The following is a 15,188-nucleotide window of genomic DNA, read 5'->3' as shown; positions in this document are numbered from 1 at the left end:
CCCTTGAGTTTATTTGGTAATCTTTATAAAGGCCTGTTAAAAACTTCTTCTCGCTTTAGCGAAGGAGTGAAAAGTATTTTCTCTGGCAAAAAAAAATTAGACCAGTCGCTTTTAGACGAGCTAGAAGAATTGCTAATTAGCATGGACATTGGTCATAAAACTTCTAAGTTGATTATCGATAGGCTCACAAGCATCAAGTTTGACAAGGAAGTTGAACATAATATTATCTCGCAGCAGTTAATGAACGAAATAGAAGCTATATTGAGCCCAGTTGTACAGCCGTTAATTTTAAATAAAAAACCACATATAATAATGGTATGCGGAGTAAACGGTAACGGTAAAACCACAACTATAGGTAAGCTTGCATATAAATATAAGGAAATGGGAAAATCCGTTATGCTTGTTGCATGCGACACATTTAGAGCTGCTGCTAGTGAGCAATTAAACATTTGGGCAGAACGTTCTGATTGCTTGATTGTTACTGGAGAGTACGGTAGCGACTCTGCAAGTGTGGCATATAGAGCTGTAAGTCAAGCTATAAAGGATAACGTTGATGTTGTTCTAATTGACACAGCAGGAAGGCTGCAAAATAATGTGAACCTTATGGAGGAGTTATCAAAAATATATAGAACGATAAAGAAATTGGATGATACTGCCCCTCATGACGTTATTTTAGTTCTTGATGCAACTACCGGCCAAAATGCTTATAGCCAATTAGAAGCATTTAGCAAAATGGTTAATGTTACCGGGCTAATCGTAACAAAGTTAGATGGCACTGCTAAGGGCGGAGTGGTAATTGGACTTGCAGAAGCTTATAAGATAAAGTTACATGCTATAGGAATTGGCGAAAATATAGAGGACTTAAGGGAGTTTACTAGCAAAGAATTTGCTGAAGCGTTATTTAATTGTAATTAAAAATTTCTCTTAATTCCCTTACGTGACCAAGCTTAATTATCTCAATATCGTGAGAAGAGTAATTACCATTTTTAGGCATAATTGCTTTTTTGAATCCTAACTTTTGTGCTTCTTTTAGTCTGAGATCAGCATGCGAGACATTCCTAATTTCTCCTGAAAGTGCAACTTCACCGCAGATTATTGAAGAAGTTGGCAGCGGTAAATTTACTACACTTGAAATAAGGGAAGCAGCAACAGCAAGATCAGCAGATGGTTCCTGTATTTTGAGTCCCCCTGCAATGTTTAGGTATACCTCTTTATCATGCAAAAACATTTTGCAACGAGCATTTAGCACTGCGATGATCATAGCCAATCTATTAATATCCCACCCAACTACTGCCCTTCTTGGGGTTGCCATATTAGTCCCTGCTATTAATGCTTGCACTTCCATTAAAATTGGTCTTGAACCTTCAATTCCTGCAAATACGGCGCTGCCAACTACTTCTCTGTCATGGGCCATCAGAAACAATGATGATGGGTTATCAACAGGCACAAGTCCTGCTTCAGACATCTCAAAAACACCAATTTCATTTGCAGGGCCAAATCTATTTTTAATAGTGCGTAAAATGCGGTATTGATTGCTATTTTCACCTTCAAAATATAATACCGTATCCACCATATGCTCCAAAGTTTTAGGTCCAGCTATTTGTCCATCCTTAGTTATATGACCAACTATTAAGAGAGAAATACCATATTGTTTCGCAAGAATGGTTAATTCATGAGCGCAAGTGCGGACCTGAGTTACAGTTCCTGGTGCTGATGTAATTCTGCTATCATACATTGTTTGTATAGAGTCAATTACTAAGAATTTAATACTTTTGTTTTCCTTTATTGTTGCTACTACATCAGTTAAAGACACTGTAGACAAAAGCTTAATTTTAGGTTCATTTATCTTAAGACGCTTTGCTCTGAGACTCACTTGCTCTAAAGATTCCTCGCCAGATACATAAAGACATTCAAAAGAGGAAAGTTGCACAACATTAGCTGCAATTCTAAGCAAAAGGGTGGATTTCCCAATTCCAGGTTCGCCACCAATTAAAATGCTAGCACCTTGAACGATACCCCCACCAAAAACTCTATCTAATTCTTCTATTCCTGTTAAAAAACGACTTGGAGTGATAATTTCGCTACCCGATAACGTCTTTATTAAAATTGGTGCAGATATACTTCTTTTGCCCGTTTTTACTGCTATTTCCTCAACAATTGTATCCCAATTGTCACATGCGATGCACTTCCCTACCCACCTACCAGTGCTGTGACCACAGGATTGACATACATATACAGTTTTCATCAAAGCCAAAATTATCTTGTTGTAATTGTAATAAAAATTAGCTGAATATGCGAAGTAAATCTATAGCTAACCCAAGAAAGGGTTCCCTATGTCATACCGCGATTCATTCGCGGTATCTCTAGATACCGCTAACAAGTAGCGGGATGACGAGCTTATCGTCACGCCGCCGCGAACCGTCATACCGCGATTCATTCGCGGTATCTCAAAGCATAGATCCCGCTAACACGTAGCGGGATGACGAGGTCATGCCACCGCGCGAACCGTCATACCGTCACGGTATCTCTAGATCCCGCTAACACGTAGGGGAATGACGAGGTCATGCCGCCGCAAACCGTCATACCGCCGCGATATCTCTTAGCCGCTAACACGTAGCGGGATGACGGTTGTCGTTTAGCTACAAACGTTAAGAAATTTACCAAATGAAAAAAAAGGCAAAAGAAGCCCTGGGGTTATTATCCGCTTTAAAATATTGGCGTTTTTTATGTTTTAAACGCTTGACAAGCAAGATTAAGCTGCTTTTAATTGCAACTAACTTACGCTGCAAATGTTTAAGAAGTTTACTAAGCAGAAAAAAAGACAAAGAATCCCCGAGTTAGCTAGTCTTTTACTATCTCTGTCGAGTATTGGCATTTTTTGATGTCTTGTAACGCTTTATAAGCGCGTTCAGCTTATTTAGATAAAAATCTAGATGTAGATGAAGTTTTGTAAAGACATACAGTATCTATATACTGCAAAAAATTGAACATAAGACGCCGATACATTAAGTAATCCTTACCTTTTAATCTGCAGATTGGCGAAAGCAAATACAATAGCTTCAGTTTCATGATAAGGGCGCTGGCGGAGTTTGTCAAGTAAGTTTTTTGTTTCTATTCCCAATGTTATATGGTTATGTAATACCAATTCTCATTACTAGTGAATCAAATAAGCGGCATTGCAGAGTTTTTTAATTGTGGAGTGAGAAAGAGAGGTAATAAATTTGCACAAAGCGCTCTCAAGCAAAGCAATTGTGTCGTAGATTTTGTTACGCAAAATGTTCTGTTTTATATATAACCAAAACCTCTCAACAGGATTGAGGTCAGGTGAGTATGGTGGTAGGTATATAATGTCGATATTTTTAGGTACTTTTAAATTTTTTGACTTATGCCAACTAGCACAATCCATGATAAGAAATGCCTCCCTTGTTCCTAAATATTGTGACATCTGCTCAAGGAATATATTAGACTTCTTTCAAAATTCATGTAGGGAGCTCAAAATTGTGAATTGCAGCAATCAAATTAAACCTTAAACCAAAACGTTTTCGTCGGTTTCTATACCTGTCCGAGATGATTTTAAACCTTTTCAATAAGCCAATTACGTTTTCAACAATTGCCCTTTGGCTCATAAGTGCTCTGTTCTCTTTTTTTTGTTCTTTGCTTAACGGATTCTTTTTCGTTTTCATGTGCGGTAATACAACATTTTTGTGTATCTTCTGCATTCCCCTGTAGCCGGCATCAGCTAAGATTTTAGTTTGCGGCAATACTGCTACCTTTGATTCTCTAAACATCCGAAAATCGTGTTTTCTACCATTCGAGAAAGATGTGCATATGACTTTTTTACTCTTCCTCTCTGTTACTATTTGTGTTTTTATAGTATGCCTTTTTTTCTTTCCAGAGTAGAAGGGCTTTTGCTTTTTTTTGGTCTCTCTACTGGCGTTTCAGTTCCATCTATTACTAAAACTTCATATTCTACATCACTCTTTAATAGCTCTTTTTTTCCTGGTAATGCAAAATCTGGATGTTTTATTAATATGTCTTCTACCCATCTTATTATTTTAAAACTGTTACTTTCACTCATGCCATAGCTTTGCCCAATATGAAAATATGTACGATATTCTCTTATATATTCCAGTGCCATAAGTAGCCTTTCTTCTATGCAAAGTTTACTTTTTCTTCCACTTCTAGCTTTTTTTCTTTTATCCTCCACTTCTAGAATTTCTACCATTTGCTCAAATGTTGCTTTTTTTACCCCTGTTAAACGTCGAAACTTTTCTCCTTCTAACTTTTCTATTTCCTTATATTTCATGCTTTCAAATACTTCATCTTACACTCCCTCTAACAATTTTGAAAGAAGTCTATTCATACAATCAGTATTGACGTTTGAGCTAGAACTTTCTCCATTTCTGGGATTAACTGCACTATAGAGATAAAAATTTTGCCTACCTAGTTTTACCTTAACCTGTGTCCTAATGCCTTTTTTAAACCACCCGTGTCCAATCTTTGAATGTGTGCCAAACCGCGATTCATCGAAGAAAAATAGCTCTTTTTCAGGATACATGACAATATAGTACTTCCCAAAGTAAATGATAAAGGTATAATAAGCTATTTGAGTTATAATGGCGTATAGTGTGGATTTAAGGGAAAGGGCAGTATCGATGATAGAAAAAGGGAAGTCAAAGGTTGAGGTGGCAGAGCTTTTGGAGATAGGAATAGCAACTCTGTACCGCTGGTTAAGAAAGAAAGCCGCTGGTGAAAGCCTAAGGCCATCGAAAAACGGCAGCTTTATTCGAAAAATAGACCCAAAAATACTCGAAGAATATGTTAAAAAGAATCCAGATCATACGCTGGCAGAGATGAAACAAAATCTTGGATTTGGAATAAATTCAATTTGGTATAGGCTGAAACAGCTAAGAATTACTTTAAAAAAAAGTTACACTATATCAAGAGCGCAATCAAGAAGATAGGCAGCGATTTACCGATAAAATCTCAAAAATAGACCATTCCAGCATCTTATATATAGATGAAGCAGGAGTTGATAATAGGTTATACCGAGAGTATGGACGTGCTCCAATAGGAAAGAAAATTTATGCAGATATTCCAGGAAGAAAACGAGAGAGAATCAGTATAATAGGCGGGTGGATTGGAAAGAGATTTATTGCACCAATGACTTTCAAAGGTGGGTGTGACAAAGAGGTATTCAATACATGGTTAGAGAAGATGTTATTACCTAAATTGCCACATGGTACTACAATAGTTATGGACAATGCCACATTCCATAAAACTCCCAAAACAAAGGAGTTAATAGATAATGCTAGATGCCGTTTGCTCTATCTACCAACATATTCACCAGATTTGAACCCTATAGAGCATTGTTGGAATACCATCAAAAGCCGCCTCAGACCTTTAATGCATAAATATACAGACTTACAACTTTTGGTTGGTAATACCATAATGGAAATTTATCATTCATTTTAGAAAATACTATAGTTTCATTAAGATTTTTTTTTAAATTCCTCTTGTTTACTTTTATCTTGTCCGTTATGCACTGGTCTTGGTGTGATATATGAGAATTTCATTCTTTGCATATTACGGTGTACTGTAGATTTGCTGATATTCAAACCAAACTTTTCTTGAATTCTTATTTTCATTTCTTTTATAGTAATATTGGGGTTTTCCTCTATCCACACCTCAACTTGTTCACGTTGACTTTGATTCAATATAGTTTTTCTACGGCGTTGAGGCGGAGCAAATAATTTTTCTTCTCTGCCAAATTTTAGGTCATGCAGTAAGTGCCTTTCTTGAAATGCAGCATATCTTTGCTACGGCTGTTATACTGTGCTTTTTTGCTGCAATTACAGCATTTAGTTTTTTTGCAACATATGCGTTATTTCTTACTTTCTTCAGCATTTCTTTTGCTGATTCCACCACTTTTTCATCCAATAATTTTGATCTTAATGCCATTTAAACCTCGCTACTTTACTTACTTCAGTATGGCTTTTTTTCTATTATTGTCTATCCGTTACTTGTGTAGCGGGAATTGGTATAAGAAGTCTAATAGCAAATTTTTAAGTTCCTCTTTAACTCTTTAACCAGCGGGCTCGCATGAGGAGAGGAGAGTAAAGGTCCTCTTCCATAGATATCTTCACACTTTTTTCTTCTTCTGTAGTTGGCGGACGAGTAAGAAAGTGAATCTTTGGTGCGCCACTAATTATTGCCATTGGTGTTTGCTCCGCCCCTTCTCCCATAACTAAAACAGCAGACGTTGCCAACGCATCAAGAAGATTGACTTGTGTTACTTGCAGTGGTTGATCATAAAGATCTGGCTTGCCTATATAGGAATAAAATGGTTCAAATCCACACCAACCAAGAGCAACGCCCGTAACCCCAAGGCGCATAGGTGTTATGTTACTATCTGTAATCAAAATACCAAGATGTTTTATGCAGTGTTTTGTCTTGAGATAGTTCCATATTGACAGAGCTGTTTTCTGAACATCTTTTGGATATAGAATATACACCTCATTACCATTTGATTCATCAATACCAGCAGATGGAATTAAGATATTATCTTTAATCGTTAAACAGATACTGTGAGCCACATCAACAATTGCATCAGCTTCCCTTTTGATTAGCTCTTCTTTAGAACAAGCAGTTTTGCAAACCACTTGTTTTTGACAAATTGAAATGATTTTTGATGTGATAGCAAGAACAACTTCCTCTCTTAGCAGCTCTGAAACATAGCGATCAAGAACCTGCTCTAATACTTCTCCATATTCAATGCGGTGGGTATAAATTGCTTCAATATGCATATTAACGTGTTAGCTTGCATATAGTATAATCTTTTGTTTTGGTGAGAATAGTTTTATTCCATCCACTAAGAAGTGTTAAGTTGAAATATACATCACCTTTATAGGGTTTGTGAATTTCTGTTATGATAAATTCTGAGATTAGATCATACTCCAAAAAAAGATGCGCTATTTGTGCTCCACCAATCACAAAGATTTGAGGGTAAATCCAATTACTTTGGATTGACAAAAACTCTTGCATAGAAGAAATAATAGTGCATTTTACTCCTCTGTTAAAACAAGAATTTAATTTGTCACGAGAAAAAACAATAGGAATACGATTCCCTAATATGTCTTGAGGCATAGTTTCAAATGTCTTTCTCCCCATAACAATAACTTGTTTGTCAGTCACCTGACGAAAATGATCTAACTCACTTGGATAATGCCAGGGCAATCTATTATTTATTCCAATTACCCCCTTGGGATCAACAGCCATAATTCCGATAACTATCATCCCTGTAAAGCAGCTTGAGCTACAAAGAATCGCATGTGATCACGCACATTATGCACTCGAAGGAAATCAACCTTGTTGTGCAATGCAGATGATAAAGCAATTGTTTCTAAATCTCGGTTAAAGACAGGTTCTGTAGAAAAAGAAGAAATAAATGACTTTCTAGAATGACCAACCAGAACTTTGCAGCCAAAATTTTGTAACGTTTCTATACTGCGTAAAATCTGGATATTCTGGTACATAGATTTGCCAAAACCAATACCAGGATCAATAATGATCGAGCTTTGATCAAAACCTAGGGCAAGTAACCTGTTAATGCTCTTTTCTGCCCAATTATTTATGGTATCAATTGGATCAATGTCACTTGGGATAATGTTGTCACTATGTGGTGGTATGGAGAGTGAATGCATAATAACGATACTACATCCACTGCTAGCAATCGCTTTTAAGGTATTATCATCTAGATCTCCCTTCTGATCGTTTACCCAGGCAATGTTGTAGTGTTCCAAAACATTTAAAATAACGTCTGACCAGAAGCTATCAATGCTGACTTTAATGTCACCAACTTTCATATATTGATTAAGGTCATCAAGCACTGGTTTTAAGCGTGCATACTCTGCTTTTGGAGTTTGTATTGAGGAGCCAGGTCTTGTTGATTGAGCACCAAGTTCAACTATGCTTGCACCATCTGATAACAGCCGCAGTGCCTGCTTGGTTGCTTGATCTGCATCATAATAAAGACCACCATCTGAAAATGAATCAGGAGTAATATTGACAATACCTACAAGCTCTGGTGAAAGCGTAAAACTCCTTAAAAAGCAATCCTTAATGTTAGGGTTAACAGTACCAAACGTTTTGTTAACTACTGCCATAGGGTTCAGCATTGTCATCAAGTGAAGCAAAAATGGTCTGTTTATCAATTCTGGGTGAGGAATCTTAAGGTAGGGTGTATCAAGTGTCAGGTCATCCCATAACAAAATATCCAAATCAATAACGCGAGGTGCCCATTTTTCATAGACCTGCAGACGGCCAATGTCACATTCAATTTGTTTAAGGCCCTTTAACAGCTCTTCAGGAGAAGAAGAACAACTTCCATACACAACCATATTTAGAAATGGCCTGTCCCACCCAGGTGAAGCATCATTTGGTAAAATAGCCTTAGTTTCCAGAATAATTGAAGATTTTAAATTTTTAAAATAGCGTTCCTGCAGTAACTGAGCAGCCTTTTGTAAATGGGAAAAGCGATTCCCCATATTTGAGCCAATAGAAATGTAAATCATTCTTGCAACGCATTACGATAAGTAAAGAAAACACCTCCATGCACACTGGGGACAGGTGGTGCAACTTTGTGAATAGTTACGCCTATAGAAGAAATAATAAGCTTTTTTTGCATCACAAGGTTATTAATGGTCCTGTATATATCATGAGTTAAATGCTCGATTAAGTTGAATTGCTTGCTTTGAACGAGAGATTGAATACTCTGAACTACCTCCAAGTAGCATATAGTATCCTCAAGCCGGTCAGTTGTAAGTCCTAAAGGGGGGGATTTAAAGGTAAAATCAATATTAACACTAACTAATTGAGAATGATACTTCTCTTCTGCACTATAGCCTAAATGAACCCAAAGCCGTAAGTCAGATATAAGAAGATTACATGCAGACATTGCATTCCAACATCACTGAGTTTAAGCTACTTACAACTACTAACACACGCTAGCATTCATCATTCCATCAAGAAAACCCCACAAGAGCCTTGCTCCCTTTTGAGCACCCTGCATAACTTTATCTTGCTCTTTTTCATCTAGATCTTCAATAAGATTTGCACATTCCTCAGAATGCCATTCATCAGCATGCATATGGACCGTAAAAAATTGAAGAGAACGCTCATCACTTATTGAATAGTGTTTTTTTAAACCTTCAATTTTAGACTTGGAAACCTCTGGAGTTTGACGTTCGTAAGCGTACAAGGCTCCAAGACCTGCCGCAAAACCTGATCTTACAATATCAAAGTAACCATCAACTAACTCCTGTGTCTCTTTAATCTGTGCACTTTCACGAAGATCAGATCGCGCAACGCCAAGCCCTTCAGCAAAACGTTGCCATAATTCTGGATGATTTTCATCACCTTGTTCCTCTTCTATTAAATTACCAAGTAAAACCTGTCGCATTTTTAGATCTGGGCACAAAAAATGTATACCACTGATGTAACGAGGAAACGCAGCAACGTGGTGATAATATTCTTTAGCATAGGTTTGTAAAGCTTGCAAGCTTAAGCTTCCTGTATTCCATGACTGGTAAAATGGATGATTTAGTAAGTGCAATTCATCTAACTTGTTATTTAGAGACTTAGTAAATTCCATCATTTCCCCCATTACATTAATATATAGTTCATATACTATAGTTTTCTCATTGTTACGATCATGCTAAGATCAATACAATGGTGGGATTGGTAGGACTCGAACCTACGGCCAATTCGTTATGAGCGAACTGCTCTAACCGACTGAGCTACAATCCCTTTTATCAATATTTATAATACACACAAAAGCAAATTTGTCTATTAGCTTATTTCACTATCAACCCAACTTGACAAATCATTTGTTGCACCAATTTTGCGTGCAATTTCCTTACCATCTTGAAATATGATTAAAGTGGGTATAGATTGCACTCCATACTTACTTGGCACTTCAGTCCCTTCATCTATGTCGAATTTGCAGATCTTAATCTTGCCTTTTCTATCCTTAGCCAATTGTTCTATACGTGGCATTAGACTTTTGCATGGCCCACACCATTCTGCCCAAAAATCTACCAGCACGAACCCTTTATAGTCAGTGACTTCAGATTTGAAATTTTGATCATTTACCGATGTAATATCATCACTCATAAAATACCTAAATTTTTGTAAAATATAGCGTATCTATTAGCAGTTAATCAACTAAATTCTTACCGCAGAGCTTGAAAAATTGCCCTAAAGTGTTTTGCACAAACAAAAAACTTCTATTACATCTGGTGGTTAAAGATATCCACGTTTTCCCAACCCATTAAGTCTAACTCAATACGAGTAGGAAGAAATTCAAAGCACTTTTGGGCCAATTCTTTTCTATTTTCACGTTCCAGCATTAAGTCTAGCTTTTCCTTTATCCTGTGGAGATACAAAACATCAGATGCAGCATAACTTTTTTGTTTGTCTGTTAAATTTTCATTTCCCCAATCAGAAGATTGCTGCTGCTTATTTAGTTTGGTATCAAGCAGCTCTAAGCACAACTCTTTTAAGCTATGATTATCTGTGTAAGTGCGAACTAAACGTGAAGCTATCTTTGTGCAATAGCACGGAAGTGCCCAAGTTTCCAAGTAATAACGTATTATGCTCACATCAAATCGCGCGAAGTGAAATATTTTAGTTATATTTTTATCCTCTAATATTTTTCTCAAATTTGGCGCTGTATAATCGTTCTTGAGTTGAACTAAGTGAGCGTTGCCATCATTAAAAGAGAGCTGCACAAGGCATAATCTATCTCTGCTATGAAGTAGCCCCATTGCCTCGGTATCAACAGCTATAGACCTTACATCATCTGGTATTGAACTAGCTGGCAAGTCGTCTTTATATAAAAATATTCCCATAAAGCTTTGTGGAATAATTAAAAACTTATGATAATCAAAAATGAGCCTTAAGTATACGAAAAGATCATAGAAGGAACCACGCAAATTTATGGGCTCTCACATTTTTCATGTACACGGGGTTTACAAATCGCTGTATATGCCTATAATTAAGTAAATTTAGGTTAATTTAATTGCGGGAGTAGCTCAGTTGGTAGAGCGCAACCTTGCCAAGGTTGAGGTCGAGGGTTCGAACCCCTTCTCCCGCTCTTTGCTTTCAAAATCATTTCGTCAAAAATCCCTTGACAAACTCCGCTAGCCCCCTTATCATGAAAGTGAAGCTATTGTATTTGCTTTCGCCAATCTGCAGATTAAAAGGTAAGGATTACTTAATGTATCGGCGTCTTATGTTCAATTTTTTGCAGTATATAGATACTGTATGTCTTTACAAAACTTCATCTACATCTAGATTTTTATCTAAATAAGCTGAACGCGCTTATAAAGCGTTACAAGACATCAAAAAATGCCAATACTCGACAGAGATAGTAAAAGACTAGCTAACTCGGGGATTCTTTGTCTTTTTTTCTGCTTAGTAAATTTCTTAAACGTTTGCAGCGTAAGTTAGTTGCAATTAAAAGCAGCTGAATTTCGCTTGTCAAGCGTTTAAAACATAAAAAACGCCAATATTTTAAAGCGGATAATAACCACGGGGCTTCTTTTGCCTTTTTTTTCATTTGGTAAATTTCTTAATGTTTATGGCTAAACGACAACCGTCATCCCGCTACTTGTTAGCGGGATCTCTTGTTAGCGGCTGAGATACCGCGAATGAATCGCGGTATGACGTAGGACTGCTGTCATTCCAGCGCGTGACGCTGGAATCCAGTTCTTATTACCTGGTGTAAAGTTAAGTTTCCTGGATCCCAGTGGGCTTTGTTGCATCGCTCAAGTGAAAAGAACTGGCAGTTACTGACAAAATTCATTATAAATAGCCATTTAACTGTTGAAGAAAAAATATGCCACAAAAAATGAGAGTCAGTAACTGCCATGAATATAACAAATTTCTCCAAGAAAGAGGAAGCATTTTTTGTTATATCAATGACGCCATAGAAAATTGGTACGAGAATTGTCCAAAAATGCAGGGCGGCAACTATATTTATAGTGATAAAGTTGTGATTTTGGTGCATATAATCGTCAGTTTCTTTAGAATTGGTTTAAGACAAACAGTCGGGTTTATAAAAGGGTATTTGCAACAAATAGGAAGAGATTTGGCAGTTATCAGCTATTCACAAGCATCAAGAAGGTTTAAGAAACTTAATATTAAGATAAATGATTGCAGAATTGATAAAAATATAGCTCTTTCCATAAAAGTCCGGATGTGATAGGATAAGGGTAGATGATGATAAGGAGGTTGAATGCCAGCAGCATATAGTTATGATTTAAGAAAAAAAGCAATGGAAGCGCTAGACGAAGGAGAAAGCAGAGAAACAGTGGCAGCAAGATTTAAGATTGGACGAACTACTTTATGGGAGTGGCAGCAAAGAAGAAAAGAAACAGGAGACTTTCAATCAAAAAAACTTGGAAATGGGGGTTACAATCACAAAATTACCGACTGGGATACCTTTGCCAAATTTGCCAGAGAACACGGAGGAAAGACTCTATCGGAAATGGCTAAACTTTGGAACAACGTTAGTATCCAAACGATCTATCGAGCCCTTAAAAAAATTGGATTTACGCGCAAAAAAAGACATATGGATACAAGGAAAGAAACGAAGAAAAACGTGCTGAATTTTTGAAAATTATAGCGACAAAAGAACCTAAAAACTTAGTGTATATAGATGAGTCTGGCATTGATAACACCGAAGACTACCCCTACGGATATTGCCAGAAAGGACAGCGGTTTTATGCCTTAAAATCTGGAAAGAAAACTCAACGAATCAGTATGGTTGCAGCCTTAAGTGGAAGAAAGATAGTTGTTCCGTTAACCTTTGAAGGCCACTGTAATATGGATGTTTTTAATGGATGGGTTGAGCAATTTTTGACACCGATCTTGGAACCTGGACAGACTGACCTTACCCAGAAAAAGTGGAGAGAAAGAAAGGAGTTTTTTCGGGTAAAATAAAATTTTGGAGGATTAGAAATGGCAAGAGAATATACGGCAGAATTCAAATTGGAAGCTGTTAAGCTGACAAATGAACAAAGAAAGGTAGGTCAACCAGTTGCAAAAGTAGCAAGAGATCTAGGAATAAGGGATAGTGTATTAGGAAAATGGATGAAGAAATATAACGAAAAAAAGTCAGCGGCAAATGCATTTCCAGGTAGAGGTAACATGGCTCCTTACGACAAAGAGAGGTTTGATTTACAAAGCAAGAGTAACAAGGGAAAGAGACATTTAAAAAAAAGCCCTGGCCAGTCAAAAAGAGTAAAATATTTTTTTATATAGTAACTGCTATAAAGTACAGGAATTATGTAGGATTTTCTGCTAGTGGCTACTATAAGTGGACCACAAGAAAAATAAGCAGTAGAGAATCAGCAAATAAAGAGCTACTCGCAGCTATTCAAAAAATATATCAAGTTTCTAAATGTAGATATGGAGCTCCTAAAATTCATGCTGAATTGAAGGCTTTGGGTAAAAGTTGCAACTTAAAAACAGTGCAAAGTATTATGCAGAAAAATGGTATTCAGGCTATATTGAGAAGAAAATTTAAAATTAAGAAACAACAAACGGACAGTAGCTCCCAATATATTAGACCAAAACTTTATTGTCGATCAACCAAATAAAGTATGGGATTACTTATATAAAAACCAAAGAAGGATGGCTATATTTGGCAACAATAATCGATCTATATTCACGCATGGTATAGTATTTTCTAAAGTGAATGATAAATTTCCATTATGGTATTACCAACCAAAAGTTGTAAGTCTGTATATTTATGCATTAAAGGTCTGAGGCGGCTTTTGATGGTATTCCAACAATGCTCTATAGGGTTCAAATCTGGTGAATATGTTGGTAGATAGAGCAAACGGCATCTAGCATTATCTATTAACTCCTTTGTTTTGGGAGTTTTATGGAATGTGGCATTGTCCATAACTATTGTAGTACCATGTGGCAATTTAGGTAATAACATCTTCTCTAACCATGTATTGAATACCTCTTTGTCACACCCACCTTTGAAAGTCATTGGTGCAATAAATCTCTTTCCAATCCACCCGCCTATTATACTGATTCTCTCTCGTTTTCTTCCTGGAATATCTGCATAAATTTTCTTTCCTATTGGAGCACGTCCATACTCTCGGTATAACCTATTATCAACTCCTGCTTCATCTATATATAAGATGCTGGAATGGTCTATTTTTGAGATTTTATCGGTAAATCGCTGCCTATCTTCTTGATTGCGCTCTTGATATAGTGTAACTTTTTTTTAAAGTAATTCTTAGCTGTTTCAGCCTATACCAAATTGAATTTATTCCAAATCCAAGATTTTGTTTCATCTCTGCCAGCGTATGATCTGGATTCTTTTTAACATATTCTTCGAGTATTTTTGGGTCTATTTTTCGAATAAAGCTGCCGTTTTTCGATGGCCTTAGGCTTTCACCAGCGGCTTTCTTTCTTAACCAGCGGTACAGAGTTGCTATTCCTATCTCCAAAAGCTCTGCCACCTCAACCTTTGACTTCCCTTTTTCTATCATCGATACTGCCCTTTCCCTTAAATCCACACTATACGCCATTATAACTCAAATAGCTTATTATACCTTTATCATTTACTTTGGGAAGTACTATAGTTAATGAGCAGTTCAATAAATAAACAATTGGTTATGGACTCTTTATTAATGGCCGTTAACAAGCGTAAACCTGCCAAAAATCTACTATTACATAGTGATCAAGGTTCACAATATACTTCGCAAGGTTATCAATATCTCTTATCCATAAAAAACATAGATGAGTTATAAAGGTTGTTGTTACGACAATTCTGTTGTGGAAAGCTTCTTCAGTCCTCTAAAAAGGGAGTTACCAATAGACACCTCTCGGCACTCTAAACAGCATATCAAAACTGCTATATTTGAATATATAGAAATTTTTTATAACAAACAACGTCACTATTAACTATTGCATTCCTGAGCATTTTGATTCATCATTCTCTTTGTGAAAAACATTCCAAACTTTCTCTCCACTTTTTCTGGGTAAGGTCAGTCAGCTACTTGGATGACAGGGGAGGGAGGTGCTACCCTGACAATCGTCATCCCGCTACGTGTTAGCGGGATCTAGAGATACCGCGAATGAATCGCGGTATGACGGTCTGCAGC

Annotated in this window: 21 protein-coding genes, 2 tRNA genes and 4 pseudogenes; 11 read left to right on the top strand and 16 right to left on the bottom strand. The window is 36.8% G+C overall.

Annotated features, from left to right (window positions below):
• The first annotated feature begins 3 nt into the window (after positions 1-3).
• The gene (ftsY, locus tag ABWU72_RS00885) at positions 4-915 is read left to right on the top strand and encodes a signal recognition particle-docking protein FtsY (RefSeq protein ID WP_353283794.1); all 912 of its coding nucleotides are present in this window, start codon (positions 4-6) and stop codon (positions 913-915) included.
• Here the strand turns inward: ftsY and radA are convergent.
• A complete protein-coding gene (gene radA, locus ABWU72_RS00880; RefSeq protein WP_151808023.1) occupies positions 902-2,245 on the bottom strand; it encodes a DNA repair protein RadA in 1,344 nt (447 codons plus the stop codon). The two genes, ftsY and radA, sit on opposite strands and share 14 nt — an antisense overlap.
• Before the next feature lie 419 nt (positions 2,246-2,664).
• On the opposite strand from radA, the gene ABWU72_RS00875 reads away from it, so the two are divergent.
• Positions 2,665-2,841, top strand: a complete 177-nt coding sequence (locus ABWU72_RS00875) for a hypothetical protein (RefSeq protein WP_155968924.1) — start codon at positions 2,665-2,667, stop codon at positions 2,839-2,841.
• 313 nt (positions 2,842-3,154) lie between these two features.
• Here the strand turns inward: ABWU72_RS00875 and ABWU72_RS00870 are convergent.
• The 3 genes and pseudogenes from ABWU72_RS00870 to ABWU72_RS00860 form a co-directional block, all read right to left on the bottom strand.
• A pseudogene (locus ABWU72_RS00870) lies at positions 3,155-3,463 on the bottom strand (transposase); the annotation flags it as partial.
• 16 nt (positions 3,464-3,479) lie between these two features.
• Positions 3,480-4,306, bottom strand: a protein-coding gene (locus ABWU72_RS00865) for an IS5 family transposase (protein ID WP_236515026.1) whose coding sequence is annotated in 2 segments (ribosomal slippage) — positions 3,480-3,919 and positions 3,919-4,306 — 828 coding nt in all. Because the reading frame shifts where the segments join, the coding sequence is not laid out codon by codon here.
• Positions 4,307-4,339: 33 nt separating this feature from the next.
• Positions 4,340-4,579 (bottom strand): annotated as a pseudogene (locus ABWU72_RS00860) (IS630 family transposase); the annotation flags it as partial.
• Between the two features lie 37 nt (positions 4,580-4,616).
• Here ABWU72_RS00860 and ABWU72_RS00855 point away from each other — a divergent pair.
• Entirely contained in the window at positions 4,617-4,964 is a 348-nt protein-coding gene (locus ABWU72_RS00855) for an IS630 transposase-related protein (protein ID WP_155968342.1), read from the top strand.
• A gap of 19 nt (positions 4,965-4,983) precedes the next feature.
• Positions 4,984-5,475 (top strand): IS630 family transposase, encoded by a 492-nt coding sequence (locus ABWU72_RS00850; RefSeq protein ID WP_155968340.1) that lies wholly within the window; start codon positions 4,984-4,986, stop codon positions 5,473-5,475.
• Between the two features lie 26 nt (positions 5,476-5,501).
• On the opposite strand, the pseudogene ABWU72_RS00845 reads toward ABWU72_RS00850, so the two are convergent.
• The 9 genes and pseudogenes from ABWU72_RS00845 to ABWU72_RS00805 form a co-directional block, all read right to left on the bottom strand.
• Positions 5,502-5,961: pseudogene (locus tag ABWU72_RS00845) on the bottom strand (winged helix-turn-helix domain-containing protein); the annotation flags it as partial.
• 116 nt (positions 5,962-6,077) lie between these two features.
• Entirely contained in the window at positions 6,078-6,806 is a 729-nt protein-coding gene (locus ABWU72_RS00840) for a putative folate metabolism gamma-glutamate ligase (RefSeq protein WP_155969135.1), read from the bottom strand.
• 1 nt (position 6,807) lies between these two features.
• Positions 6,808-7,296, bottom strand: coding sequence for a dihydrofolate reductase (locus ABWU72_RS00835; RefSeq protein ID WP_155969137.1), 489 nt, complete (start codon positions 7,294-7,296; stop codon positions 6,808-6,810).
• Positions 7,293-8,573: a dihydropteroate synthase gene (folP, locus tag ABWU72_RS00830; RefSeq protein ID WP_155969139.1), complete on the bottom strand. Its 1,281-nt coding sequence runs from the start codon at positions 8,571-8,573 to the stop codon at positions 7,293-7,295. Before folP ends, ABWU72_RS00835 begins: the two co-directional genes overlap by 4 nt.
• Positions 8,570-8,956: a dihydroneopterin aldolase gene (locus tag ABWU72_RS00825; protein WP_007548841.1), complete on the bottom strand. Its 387-nt coding sequence runs from the start codon at positions 8,954-8,956 to the stop codon at positions 8,570-8,572. Before ABWU72_RS00825 ends, folP begins: the two co-directional genes overlap by 4 nt.
• A 39-nt stretch (positions 8,957-8,995) precedes the next feature.
• A complete protein-coding gene (locus ABWU72_RS00820) occupies positions 8,996-9,652 on the bottom strand; it encodes a CADD family putative folate metabolism protein (RefSeq protein WP_155969607.1) in 657 nt (218 codons plus the stop codon).
• 78 nt (positions 9,653-9,730) lie between these two features.
• Positions 9,731-9,807, bottom strand: a tRNA-Ile gene (locus tag ABWU72_RS00815).
• Between the two features lie 42 nt (positions 9,808-9,849).
• Positions 9,850-10,173, bottom strand: a complete 324-nt coding sequence (gene trxA, locus ABWU72_RS00810; RefSeq protein ID WP_007548839.1) for a thioredoxin — start codon at positions 10,171-10,173, stop codon at positions 9,850-9,852.
• A 116-nt stretch (positions 10,174-10,289) separates the two neighbouring features.
• Positions 10,290-10,910 carry a ribonuclease D gene (locus ABWU72_RS00805; RefSeq protein ID WP_015589270.1) on the bottom strand — a complete coding sequence of 207 codons (621 nt, stop codon included), beginning with the start codon at positions 10,908-10,910 and terminating at the stop codon, positions 10,290-10,292.
• A 172-nt stretch (positions 10,911-11,082) separates the two neighbouring features.
• On the opposite strand from ABWU72_RS00805, the gene ABWU72_RS00800 reads away from it, so the two are divergent.
• Positions 11,083-11,155 (top strand) — tRNA-Gly (locus tag ABWU72_RS00800).
• Between the two features lie 288 nt (positions 11,156-11,443).
• Here the strand turns inward: ABWU72_RS00800 and ABWU72_RS00795 are convergent.
• Entirely contained in the window at positions 11,444-11,620 is a 177-nt protein-coding gene (locus ABWU72_RS00795; protein ID WP_179945715.1) for a hypothetical protein, read from the bottom strand.
• Between the two features lie 279 nt (positions 11,621-11,899).
• On the opposite strand from ABWU72_RS00795, the gene ABWU72_RS00790 reads away from it, so the two are divergent.
• From ABWU72_RS00790 to ABWU72_RS00775, 4 genes and pseudogenes are all read left to right on the top strand, one after another.
• Positions 11,900-12,265, top strand: coding sequence for a transposase (locus tag ABWU72_RS00790; RefSeq protein ID WP_155969141.1), 366 nt, complete (start codon positions 11,900-11,902; stop codon positions 12,263-12,265).
• Positions 12,266-12,298: 33 nt separating this feature from the next.
• Positions 12,299-12,951, top strand: a pseudogene (locus tag ABWU72_RS00785) (IS630 family transposase); the annotation flags it as partial.
• A gap of 72 nt (positions 12,952-13,023) precedes the next feature.
• Positions 13,024-13,326, top strand: a complete 303-nt coding sequence (locus ABWU72_RS00780; RefSeq protein WP_353283793.1) for a transposase — start codon at positions 13,024-13,026, stop codon at positions 13,324-13,326.
• On the top strand, positions 13,311-13,664 hold the full coding sequence (locus ABWU72_RS00775) for an IS3 family transposase (RefSeq protein ID WP_080717636.1): 354 nt from the start codon (positions 13,311-13,313) through the stop codon (positions 13,662-13,664). The genes ABWU72_RS00780 and ABWU72_RS00775 overlap by 16 nt, the downstream gene beginning before the upstream one ends.
• 89 nt (positions 13,665-13,753) lie before the next feature.
• Here the strand turns inward: ABWU72_RS00775 and ABWU72_RS00770 are convergent, their stop codons facing one another.
• Entirely contained in the window at positions 13,754-14,236 is a 483-nt protein-coding gene (locus ABWU72_RS00770; protein WP_353284051.1) for an IS630 family transposase, read from the bottom strand.
• A gap of 28 nt (positions 14,237-14,264) precedes the next feature.
• Positions 14,265-14,612 carry an IS630 transposase-related protein gene (locus ABWU72_RS00765; RefSeq protein ID WP_155968342.1) on the bottom strand — a complete coding sequence of 116 codons (348 nt, stop codon included), beginning with the start codon at positions 14,610-14,612 and terminating at the stop codon, positions 14,265-14,267.
• Positions 14,613-14,669: 57 nt separating this feature from the next.
• Between ABWU72_RS00765 and ABWU72_RS00760 the strand changes: the two genes are divergently transcribed.
• Positions 14,670-14,834: a DDE-type integrase/transposase/recombinase gene (locus tag ABWU72_RS00760; protein ID WP_156768648.1), complete on the top strand. Its 165-nt coding sequence runs from the start codon at positions 14,670-14,672 to the stop codon at positions 14,832-14,834.
• Entirely contained in the window at positions 14,824-14,988 is a 165-nt protein-coding gene (locus ABWU72_RS00755; protein WP_353283792.1) for an IS3 family transposase, read from the top strand. The genes ABWU72_RS00760 and ABWU72_RS00755 overlap by 11 nt, the downstream gene beginning before the upstream one ends.
• Positions 14,989-15,188 lie beyond the last annotated feature (200 nt).

The organism is Wolbachia endosymbiont (group A) of Lypha dubia, from assembly GCF_964028575.1.
Lineage (GTDB): Bacteria > Pseudomonadota > Alphaproteobacteria > Rickettsiales > Anaplasmataceae > Wolbachia > Wolbachia pipientis.
The sequence above is the reverse complement of the archived record's forward strand: the minus strand, read 5'-3'. Positions and strand labels throughout refer to the sequence as shown.

Excerpts from the sequence above, each read along its gene's own strand:
- ABWU72_RS00755 (WP_353283792.1), top strand. The coding sequence starts at position 14,824 with ATGAGTTATAAAGGTTGTTGTTACGACAATTCTGTTGTGGAAAGCTTC.
- ABWU72_RS00840 (WP_155969135.1), bottom strand. The coding sequence starts at position 6,806 with ATGCATATTGAAGCAATTTATACCCACCGCATTGAATATGGAGAAGTA.
- ABWU72_RS00805 (WP_015589270.1), bottom strand. The coding sequence starts at position 10,910 with ATGGGAATATTTTTATATAAAGACGACTTGCCAGCTAGTTCAATACCA.
- ABWU72_RS00855 (WP_155968342.1), top strand. The coding sequence starts at position 4,617 with ATGGCGTATAGTGTGGATTTAAGGGAAAGGGCAGTATCGATGATAGAA.
- ABWU72_RS00760 (WP_156768648.1), top strand. The coding sequence starts at position 14,670 with ATGAGCAGTTCAATAAATAAACAATTGGTTATGGACTCTTTATTAATG.
- radA (WP_151808023.1), bottom strand. The coding sequence starts at position 2,245 with ATGAAAACTGTATATGTATGTCAATCCTGTGGTCACAGCACTGGTAGG.
- ABWU72_RS00820 (WP_155969607.1), bottom strand. The coding sequence starts at position 9,652 with ATGGAATTTACTAAGTCTCTAAATAACAAGTTAGATGAATTGCACTTA.
- ABWU72_RS00825 (WP_007548841.1), bottom strand. The coding sequence starts at position 8,956 with ATGTCTGCATGTAATCTTCTTATATCTGACTTACGGCTTTGGGTTCAT.
- ABWU72_RS00875 (WP_155968924.1), top strand. The coding sequence starts at position 2,665 with ATGAAAAAAAAGGCAAAAGAAGCCCTGGGGTTATTATCCGCTTTAAAA.
- folP (WP_155969139.1), bottom strand. The coding sequence starts at position 8,573 with ATGATTTACATTTCTATTGGCTCAAATATGGGGAATCGCTTTTCCCAT.
- ABWU72_RS00780 (WP_353283793.1), top strand. The coding sequence starts at position 13,024 with ATGGCAAGAGAATATACGGCAGAATTCAAATTGGAAGCTGTTAAGCTG.
- trxA (WP_007548839.1), bottom strand. The coding sequence starts at position 10,173 with ATGAGTGATGATATTACATCGGTAAATGATCAAAATTTCAAATCTGAA.
- ABWU72_RS00795 (WP_179945715.1), bottom strand. The coding sequence starts at position 11,620 with ATGAAAAAAAAGGCAAAAGAAGCCCCGTGGTTATTATCCGCTTTAAAA.
- ABWU72_RS00835 (WP_155969137.1), bottom strand. The coding sequence starts at position 7,296 with ATGATAGTTATCGGAATTATGGCTGTTGATCCCAAGGGGGTAATTGGA.
- ABWU72_RS00765 (WP_155968342.1), bottom strand. The coding sequence starts at position 14,612 with ATGGCGTATAGTGTGGATTTAAGGGAAAGGGCAGTATCGATGATAGAA.
- ABWU72_RS00790 (WP_155969141.1), top strand. The coding sequence starts at position 11,900 with ATGCCACAAAAAATGAGAGTCAGTAACTGCCATGAATATAACAAATTT.